General features: G+C 65.7%; 5 protein-coding genes. 1 reads left to right on the top strand and 4 read right to left on the bottom strand.

What is annotated here, in order from left to right:
* Positions 1-3345: pyruvate carboxylase (locus ACMX2H_RS18590; protein ID WP_414962714.1), on the bottom strand; the 3345-nt coding region annotated here is incomplete at its 3' end.
* 315 nt (positions 3346-3660) lie between these two features.
* Here ACMX2H_RS18590 and ACMX2H_RS18585 point away from each other — a divergent pair.
* Positions 3661-4500: a ParA family protein gene (locus ACMX2H_RS18585; RefSeq protein ID WP_414962712.1), complete on the top strand. Its 840-nt coding sequence runs from the start codon at positions 3661-3663 to the stop codon at positions 4498-4500.
* 113 nt (positions 4501-4613) lie between these two features.
* Here ACMX2H_RS18585 and ACMX2H_RS18580 read toward each other — a convergent pair whose 3' ends face one another.
* The 3 genes from ACMX2H_RS18580 to ftsR all read right to left on the bottom strand — a co-directional run bounded on the left by ACMX2H_RS18580 (position 4614) and on the right by ftsR (position 6644).
* Entirely contained in the window at positions 4614-5210 is a 597-nt protein-coding gene (locus tag ACMX2H_RS18580; RefSeq protein WP_127514479.1) for a MerR family transcriptional regulator, read from the bottom strand.
* Between the two features lie 241 nt (positions 5211-5451).
* Positions 5452-5955 (bottom strand): bifunctional nuclease family protein, encoded by a 504-nt coding sequence (locus tag ACMX2H_RS18575; protein ID WP_414962710.1) that lies wholly within the window; start codon positions 5953-5955, stop codon positions 5452-5454.
* A gap of 11 nt (positions 5956-5966) precedes the next feature.
* On the bottom strand, positions 5967-6644 hold the full coding sequence (gene ftsR / locus ACMX2H_RS18570) for a transcriptional regulator FtsR (protein WP_414962716.1): 678 nt from the start codon (positions 6642-6644) through the stop codon (positions 5967-5969).
* Positions 6645-6694: the final 50 nt, after the last annotated feature.

Here is a 6694-nt window from a genome sequence, read left to right as displayed (position 1 = left end):
CGGCGCCGTGATACCGGCTTCCATCTTCATCGCCTCGATGGTGGCCACGGTGTCGCCGGCCTTGATCACGTCCCCGGGCTTGACGATGACCGTGACCGCGCCGGCGAACGGTGCCGCGACATGTCCGGGCTGTCCGGGATCGGCTTTCTCCGCAACCTTGACCTCTGATTCGACGCTGCGGTCGCGCACCATGACGTTGCGCTGCTGGCCGTTGAGCGTGCAATGCACGGTGCGCATGCCCTTCTCATCCGGCTCGGAGATGGCGCCGAGCATAGCAATCAGCCGGACGCCCTTTTCGAGCGCGATCACATGCTCGGAGCCTGGCTGCAATCCATAGAGGTAGTCCAGGGTGTCCAGCACGGAGACGTCCCCATAGGTCTCCCGGGTCTTCTCGAATTCCTTGGCCGGGCCGGCAAAGAGCAGCCGGTTGAGTGTGGCCCGCCGGGTGGCCGGATCCGCGGCCAACGCTGCCGAATCCTCGGCGGAGAGCACCTCGTTGCGGGGCTTGGGGTTGCGGCCTTCCAGGGCTTTCGTGCGGAATGGTTCGGGCCAGCCGCCGGGCGGATCACCCAGTTCGCCGGAGAGGAAGCCGATGACCGAGTCCGGGATGTCATACTTCCGCGGGTCGGCCGCAAAGTCCTCCGGGGCGACGTTGGAGCCCACCAGCTGCAGGGCCAGGTCCCCCACCACCTTGGACGACGGAGTTACCTTCACCAGACGGCCCAGGATCTTGTCGGCAGCCGAGTACATGTCCTCGATCGCCTCGAACCGTTCCCCGAGCCCCAGCGCTATGGCTTGCTGCCGCAGGTTGGATAACTGTCCGCCCGGAATTTCGTGGGAATATACGCGGCCGGTCGGCCCCGGCAGTCCTGACTCAAACGGAGCATAGGCGCGGCGTACCGCTTCCCAGTACGGTTCCAGCGAGCCCACCGCGGCCAAGTCCAGGCCGGTGTCGCGTTTGGTGTGCGCCAAGGCGGCAACCAACGCCGACATCGAGGGCTGGCTGGTGGTGCCGGCCATCGAGGCGCTGGCTGCGTCGACCGCGTCCACTCCGGCCTCGACGGCAGCCAACAGCGTGGCCAGCTGCCCGCCGGCAGTGTCGTGGGTGTGCAGATGCACCGGGAGATCGAACCGTTCGCGTAACGCCGAGACCAGCTTGGCTGCAGCCGCCGGCCGCAGCAGGCCGGCCATGTCCTTGATCGCCAGGATGTGGGCCCCGGCAGCCACAATCCGGTCGGCCAGGCCCAGGTAATAGTCCAGCGTGTAGAGGTCCTCAGCGGGATCCAGCAGGTCGCCGGTGTAGCAAAGCGCAACTTCGGCCACGGCCGTTCCGGTCTCCCGCACGGCCCGGATGGCCGGTTCCATCTGCGAGACATCGTTGAGCGCATCGAAAATCCGGAAAATGTCGATGCCGGTGGCGGCCGCTTCCCGGACGAACGCCGTGGTGACTTCTTCCGGGTACGGCGTGTAGCCCACCGTGTTGCGGCCGCGCAGCAACATCTGCAGGCAGATGTTCGGCATCGCCTGGCGCAGCGCCGCCAGCCGTTCCCACGGATCCTCGCCCAGGAACCGCAGCGCCACGTCGTAGGTCGCCCCGCCCCAGGCCTCCACCGACAGCAGTTGGGGGGTCAGGGCCGACACGGCTGGTGCAGCGTTGAGCAGGTCTTTGGTACGCACGCGGGTGGCCAGCAGCGACTGGTGCGCATCGCGGAAGGTCGTATCCGTGACCGCCACTGCCGTTTGGGCCCGCAGTTCGGCAGCAAACTTCTCCGGGCCCAGCCGTTGAAGCCGCTGCCGCGACCCCGCCGCCGGGACCGCGGTCAGCGAGCCGGTTGCCTCGAGCGCCTGCCGCGCCGGTTCGGGCAGCTTCTCCACCGGTGCGGTGGCCACCGGAAGCTCACCGTTCGGCTTGTTGACGGTGACATCCGCCAGCCAGGTCAACAGCTTGGTGCCGCGGTCAGCGGAGACCCGGGCCTTCAGCAACTCCGGCCGTTCGTCTATGAAGGATGTGGCCACGTTCCCGGCCAGGAAATCCGGGTCCTCCAGCACAGCCTGCAGGAACGGGATGTTCGTGGAGACGCCGCGGATGCGGAACTCGGCCAACGCACGCTTGGCGCGTGCCGCCGCCGTCGCAAAATCCCGACCGCGGCAGGTGAGCTTAACCAACATCGAGTCGAAGTGCGGGCTGATCTCGGCGCCGGTGTAGATGGTTCCGCCGTCCAACCGGACGCCCGCCCCACCCGCGGAGCGGTAGGCAGTGATCTTGCCGACGTCCGGCCGGAAGCCATTGGCCGGATCCTCAGTGGTGATCCGGGACTGCATGGCCGCGCCGTTGATGGACACGGTCTCCTGGGACAATCCCAGATCCGCCAAGCTTTCACCGGCGGCAATGCGCAGCTGGGACTGTACCAAGTCGACGTCGGTGATCTCCTCGGTGACCGTATGCTCCACCTGGATCCGGGGGTTCATCTCAATGAAGACGTGCTGTCCGGCCCGTTCGCCCACGGTGTCCACGAGGAACTCGACCGTGCCGGCGTTGGTGTAGCCGAGCGCCTCGGCGAACTTCACCGCATCCCGGTACAACGCCTGCCGGATGTTCTCGTCCAGGTTGGGTGCCGGCGCGATCTCGATGACCTTCTGGTGCCGGCGCTGCAGCGAACAATCGCGTTCGAAGAGGTGCATGACGTTGCCCTGCCCGTCGGCGAGGATCTGCACTTCGATGTGGCGCGGCCGCAGCACAGCCTGCTCCAGGAACACGGTCGGGTCGCCGAAGGCTGTGTCGGCTTCGCGCATGGCAGCCGCGAGTGCTTCCGGCAGGTCCTTCCGGTCATCAACCCGGCGCATGCCGCGCCCGCCGCCACCAGCCACGGCCTTGACGAAGATCGGGAAGCCAATCTCCTCGGCCTCGGCCAGCAATTTTTCCGTATCGGAGCTGGGGTCGGTGGACTTCAGCACCGGGATCCCGGCCTTACGCGCTGCCTGCAGCGCGTGGACCTTGTGTCCGGCCAGCTCAAGCACGTCGGCTTTGGGCCCGACGAAGGCTATGCCCGCCCCGGCCGCCGCACGGGCCAGCTCGGGATTCTCGGACAAGAACCCGTAGCCGGGGTAGATGGCGTCCGCCCCGGATTCCTTGGCTACCCGGATGATCTCGTTGATGTCGAGGTACGCCCGCACGGGGTGCCCGGGCTCGCCGATCAGATACGCCTCGTCGGCTTTCTGCCGGTGGATCGAATTGCGGTCCTCATGCGGGAACACCGCCACGGTCTTCGCACCCAGTTCATAGGCCGCGCGGAAAGCCCTGATGGCGATTTCGCCACGGTTGGCTACCAGGATCTTAGAGAACATTTCACTCCTGCATCATTGCCGGGTCCGGACTGGGGATTGAGGCACGACCGTCCGGCGCCGGAGCCGGCGGACGCAGTGAGCCAAGTCTCACGGACAGCCCGTAGGACTGGCAAGCCAGTGTTGCACAGATCACCCTCCGGCCGTGGTTCGCGGTCGGCATGTTACGGCACCGGGGCGGCAGCCGAAGAGAAACACCGCCGGGCCGCGCCGATGGCACAGTCTGCTGCGGCGCTCCACCTATGATGGATAGGGTGCCGTGAAGACTTATCCGGCGCGGAAGCCCCACGACTCGATACGTTAGGTTTTGGTTTTTACGTGCAAGTAGTGAGCATCAGCAGCCTCAAGGGCGGGGTCGGCAAGACCTCAGTCACGCTGGGCCTGGCCTCTGCGGCGCTGGCAGCGGGAATTCCCACCCTGGTCATCGACTTGGATCCGCACGCTGATGCCACCACGGGGCTTGGCGTCAAGCCGTCCAACCAATCCGACATCGGCCGGCTGCTCAAGAATGCACGCAAAGCCGATCTTCCCGCGAACGCCGCGCCGAGCGGTTGGGTGGCGGCCGCAGAATCCAGTCCGGCCTCATCCTCCGGCCGGAAGGTCCTCGACGTCGCGGTCGGCTCGGCGTACTCCGGCATCTATGACCGCCCGGATCTGAGCCGCCGCGATCTGCGTCGGCTGTCCACCGTGCTCTCGCGCGTGAATGGATACTCACTGGTGCTGATTGACTGCCCGCCGTCCCTCAACGGCCTGACCCGGATGGCGTGGACCGCCAGCAACCGGGTGCTGCTGGTGGCCGAGCCCAGCCTCTTCTCAGTGGCCGGTACCGAACGCACCATGCGGGCGATCGACCTGTTCCGGGAGGAATTCGCGCCGGATCTTAAAACCGCTGGCGTGGTCGCCAACCGCGTACGGCCCAGCTCCAACGAGCATAGCTACCGGTTGGCGGAAATGAAGACCATGTTCGGCGACCTGCTGCTCTCCCCCACCATCGTGGAACAGGCCAACTGGCAGCAGATCCAGGGTGCCGCGCATTCGGTCCATCAGTGGCCCGGTGAATCAGCCAGGCACGCCGCCTCGCTCTTCGACGACCTGCTCAAGAACATTACTGATTCGGGCCGGATGCGCAACCGTGCCTTGCGCCGCCAGCCCAGCTGAACCCAGCTGAATCCGCACCAGGCGCTCCCGCAGGGAACCGCCCAGATCCGACATAAACAGCGGGAGGGGCTCCGTAACCGGAGCCCCTCCCGCTGTACTGACGTCTTGGTAGGTCAGCTAATCTTGCGCGCTGCGCGCCGACGGCTTAGTTCGTCGTCGTGGAACTCAGGCTGTTCGGCTGCGTGTTCGCTGGGGAGTTCTGCGAGGCTGCCCTCGACTTCCCGCCAAACTCGGCCCACTGCAATGCCGAAGACGCCCTGCCCGCCCTGCACAAGGTCGATGACTTCGTCAGCGGAGGTGCACTCGTACACGCTGGCCCCGTCGCTCATCAGAGTGATCTGTGCCAGGTCTTCTACCCCGCGTTCCCGCAGGTGCTCAACAGCAGTGCGGATCTGCTGCAGCGAAACCCCGGTGTCGAGCAGGCGCTTGACCACCTTCAGGACCAGGATGTCGCGGAAGCTGTAGAGGCGCTGGGAGCCCGAGCCGGAGGCGCCACGGACGGCGGGTTCCACCAGCCCGGTACGGGCCCAGTAGTCCAACTGCCGGTAAGTGATGCCGGCAGCCTTGCACGCTGTGGGTCCGCGGTAACCGGCGTCCTCATCCAGCACGGGCAAGTCTTCGGTGAACAGCAGGCCCTGGGCGCTAGCGGGTATGGCAGCGCCGGTCGTTCGAGCGTGCGGCATCTCGCCTGCATCACCTTTAGGACTCACGTGAACCCTCCTTGTCGAAGTTCCCTGCGGGGAAGTGAGCATCGCCGTCAGCCCAGAGGTCTGGTCTAAGTCTGCCTTGAGTTGGTCTGCGGTGCAATGGGAACTGTATGCTTCGACGTTAGAACGGCCGGGCCCGCCGGTCAAAGATGCTGGCACTTTTGCTGCGGCGTGTCGGATCCGGGTCGCGTGGACCGCCCGGTTTGACCGGGCAAAACGGATCCCGGGAAGCCTTGTTTTCAGCCTATTTTTCGAAGTCTTCGGGCTCCACGTCGGCCAGGAATTCGCGGAACTGGCGCAGCTGGCTTTCCGCGTTATCCTGTGCCTCACCGCCGGATTCCTCGTCGTCGGCGGCTTCGGCGATCTTCACCCCTGCCTCCTCCATCACCTCGTCCGCACAGTAAATGGGGCACGGTACGCGCAATGCCACCGCGATGGCGTCCGAGGCACGGGAGCTTACTGTAGCGCCGCCGTCGAAAACCAACTCGGCGAAGAAGACCGTGTCCTGAACGGTGACCAGGCGGACTTCGGTGATGCGTCGGCCCAATGCCTCCACCACATCGTTGAGCAGGTCGTGCGTCATGGGACGCGGCGGTTTGATGCCTTGCTGGGCAAACGCAATCGCGCTGGCTTCCGGCGCGCCGATCCAGATGGGAATATGACGTTCCCCGTCGGTTTCCTTCAGCAGCACCAGCGGCTGGTTCGATGGAAGCTCGATGCGGACTCCGACTACTTCTAGTTCGAGCATGGCTCCTCCGTTCAGCGCTCCATCTGCGCCAAATGCCCGTGGACCAGGGCAGTGTGCAGATTCAGGCACAGATCGCTGATTTCCTTGGCGGTTTCCGCAGCACGCGCTCGGGAGGCGACATCGCGGCGGGACGCCAACGGCGCCACGGCGCGCTCTACCAGCCCCACTTCGCGGTCCGCCGCGGCCCGGAAGGACCGGAGGTGCCGCGGTTCGATTCCGTGGCTGCCCAACTGCATGCAGGCGCGAACCACCTTGAGCGCGTGTTCATCGAAACGCTCATCCTGCTCGTGGATCAGGCCGTAAGCGAGCAGATCGTCCATCAACTCCGTCGAGGCTCCGCTGACCTGCAGCAGTTCCCCCCTGGTCAGCGCCCGGCCCCGGCCATTCAATTCAGCGGCCAGCGGGTCGGACACCATCCGGGGCGACAGCGTCATTCCGCCCGGCAGCGCATCCGGCCGCTCGCCGCGGTCGATCGCATCCAGGTAGTCCTTGATCACCTTCAGCGGCAGATACTGGTCCCGCTGCAGTGCCAGCACAAAGCGGAGCCGCTCCACGTCTTGGCCGGTATATTTCCGGTAGCCGGCCGGCGTGCGCTGCGGGCTGATCAGGCCCTTTTCCTCCAGAAACCGGATCTTGGAGGCGCTGATCTGCGGGAATTCGTCCGTCAGCTGCTGCAGCACCTCGCCAATATTGAGGACGCTGCTGCGGTAGCCCTCTCGGGACGACCCGAGCGTGCGCC

This window comes from Arthrobacter sulfonylureivorans, from assembly GCF_047607445.1.
In the GTDB taxonomy this organism is placed as follows: domain Bacteria; phylum Actinomycetota; class Actinomycetes; order Actinomycetales; family Micrococcaceae; genus Crystallibacter; species Crystallibacter sulfonylureivorans_A.
Note: the sequence above shows the minus strand (reverse complement) of the source record. Positions and strands in the feature narration are given on the sequence as shown.

What these genes read in the sequence shown, in the direction of transcription:
- ACMX2H_RS18575 (WP_414962710.1), bottom strand. Translation starts at nt 5,955, where the DNA reads ATGCTCGAACTAGAAGTAGTCGGAGTCCGCATCGAGCTTCCATCGAAC.